This is a genomic window from Steroidobacter sp., from assembly GCF_016790065.1.
Lineage (GTDB): Bacteria > Pseudomonadota > Gammaproteobacteria > Steroidobacterales > Steroidobacteraceae > Steroidobacter.
The window spans coordinates 1-2,484 of the sequence record NZ_JAEUPY010000481.1 but is presented as its reverse complement, the minus strand read 5'-3'; the positions used below and the strand labels follow the sequence as shown (position 1 = coordinate 2,484).

Here is a 2,484-nt window from a genome sequence, read left to right as displayed (position 1 = left end):
ATTCTGATGATCCAATTCATCGGCTTCCCGGCGACGCTGCTGTTCGGTGCGATCGGCGATCGGATCAGTCCGCTGGTGGGTATCTTCGTCGGCATCGGTGTGTACTGCGCGGTCACGTTCTATGCCGTGTTCATGACCAGCGTGTCGGAGTTTTATTTGATGGCTGCGGCCATCGGTTGCGTGCAAGGCGCGACTCAAGCCATGAGTCGTTCTTATTACGGCCGGCTGATTCCGCCGGATCGTGCCGGTGAGTTCTACGGCTTCTATAACATGATGGGCAAATTCGCCGCGGTGCTGGGCCCGTTGCTGATGGCCTTCACTGCGCTTGCGACCGGCAACTCGCGAATGGCGATTCTGTCCGTGGCATTGCTGTTCGCGGGCGGCGCCATCGTGCTGGTGATCGCCGCGCGAGCCGCGCGTGGCGCTACGCCTGGAGCTGGTTTACCAGAAACTTCAGCCGGCTGAGCTGGGTCGGCAGCGGCGTCGGGCCGTAGCGCAAGCCTACATAAACCGAGCGAACTTCAGAGAGCTGCGCGGCCAACTCAGGCCGTGCTTCAGCGGCCCGCGCGACATAGTCGTTGGGTCCTTCGTGCGGCAGTCGAGGCACGCCGAGCTTGGCGAGCTTACGGCACAGTTGCTCGTACACATGCGACGCCGGATCGCTCGGTCGCGGTCTGAACTTCCACGCCAGGTAGCCTGACAGCACGCCGAAGAAGCCGAGCAACGTCAGAATCAGCGCCACGCCCAAATATTCCCAGCGCGGATCCTTGATGTTGAATTTTTCCAGCAGCCAGCGTTGTTGCACCTCGCCGAATTGCACCACCTGATCGTTCCAAACGGTGTTCGCCGCGTCCCAAGCCAAGCGGATCTTGGACAGCAGCGCATTATTGCGAAACGCTCTACCGGGCACGTCCTCTTGCTCGGAAATCGCAGCATCCAGGCCGCGCTCGATACGCTCGGGGGCAATGGCTGCCGTCGGATCGATTCGTTGCCAGCCGCGGCCTTCCAGCCACACCTCGGACCAAGCGTGCGCGTCCGACTGGCGCACGATGAAGTAACCGCCCAGGGTGTTGAATTCGCCGCCTTGATAACCGGTCACGATGCGCGCTGGAATGCCGACGCTGCGTGCCATGACCGTGAATGCCGAGGCAAAGTGTTCGCAAAAGCCGCGCCTGGTATTGAATAGAAAGTCGTCGACCGCGTTCATATCCAACGCCGGCGGCTGTAGCGTGTAATAAAACTCTTCGCTGCCGAACTTGGTCAGCACCGACTGGATGAATGCCTCATCGCTGCCGGCGCGTTCGCGCATCTCTTGGGCGAGCTCGATGGTGCGGGTGTTGCGATTGCGCGGAATGGCCGTGTCGAAATGGCGTAAGTCGTTGCGCAACTCGGACGTGGTGGCGTAGGCCGGTGCCGATTCCAAGTCGAACGAAGTGAGCACGGCAATCTGCGCCTGGCGCGCGAACAGCTGGTAATCACCCGTCCGGAATGCGCGCTCGCGGTCCCAGCCGGTCACCATGTCGAGCGGGAACACCCAGTTGCGCTCCTGCGGCTCCAGCGAGATGCGGTAGCGGTAAGTCGGCCCGGACGAAACAATTTCCTGTTGCGTGAACGGCGTGCCGACGCGTCGCCAGGTGCGTCCGTCGAAATGATGTAGCACCGGGCCACGCCAATAGCGCTCACGCGGTGGCGGCGGGGCGCCTTCAAATTTGACTCGAAACGCGATGGCGCTCGACAAACTCAGTTCGGACACATCGCCGGGCGTCATCTCCTCGCTCAAGCCGGTCGACGCTTTCTCTCGCGGCGGCACTGCCCAGAATTGACCGGGCAGGCGCGGGAAGAATAGAAACAACAGCACCGCCAGCGGCAACGCTTGTAGAAACATCTTGGCTGTGGTGCCGGCTGCTTCGCGAATCGGCATGGCCTCGGTCTGATGCAGACGCAGTAGCGTCGCCGTCAACAACCAGGCTGTGAGCAGCATGTAAGGCAACAGCAGCATGTTCTGGTTGTATAGAAACGCGGCGAACAGTGCGAAGTAAGACAGGAACACCACCACGGTGAGGTCGCGGACGCTGGTGGTCTCCAGCAATTTCATGCCGGCCATGACGATCAATAGCGAGGTGCCCGCGTCGATGCCGTTGAGCGTGCGGTAGTTCACGAGCACGCCGATGAGCGCCGCGATGGCGACCGACGTACGTAGCCACTTGGGCGGCAGCGACCAGCGCTTGACCTCGATGGTCATCCGAAACGCCGTGACCACTGCGGCGATCAGCAAGGTCCAGATTGCGATGTGGGCCGCGTGCGGTAGCACTGACAGCACCAAGCCCGCCACCACCCAAGTCATGCGCTGACCGAGCGGTGTCAGTTGTTGCAGGCGGGTTTCGAGGGCGATCGTGCTCATGGCTCGAACAACGCTAATGCGGTCAAACAACGTTGCCGATGTGCTGAGCCGATGTTGGCTGGAATCTCCAGGCCCGGCAGCTT

2 protein-coding genes are annotated in these 2,484 nt (G+C 61.5%); one reads left to right on the top strand and one right to left on the bottom strand.

Annotated elements, in window-relative coordinates:
* Positions 1-465, top strand: a 465-nt coding sequence (locus JNL55_RS19880) for an MFS transporter (RefSeq protein ID WP_293857716.1), incomplete at its 5' end; no start/stop codon positions are given.
* Here the strand turns inward: JNL55_RS19880 and JNL55_RS19875 are convergent.
* Positions 425-2,401, bottom strand: a complete 1,977-nt coding sequence (locus JNL55_RS19875; protein WP_293857713.1) for a DUF3488 and DUF4129 domain-containing transglutaminase family protein — start codon at positions 2,399-2,401, stop codon at positions 425-427. The two genes, JNL55_RS19880 and JNL55_RS19875, sit on opposite strands and share 41 nt — an antisense overlap.
* Positions 2,402-2,484: the final 83 nt, after the last annotated feature.

What these genes read in the sequence shown, in the direction of transcription:
- JNL55_RS19875 (WP_293857713.1), bottom strand. Translation starts at nt 2,401, where the DNA reads ATGAGCACGATCGCCCTCGAAACCCGCCTGCAACAACTGACACCGCTC.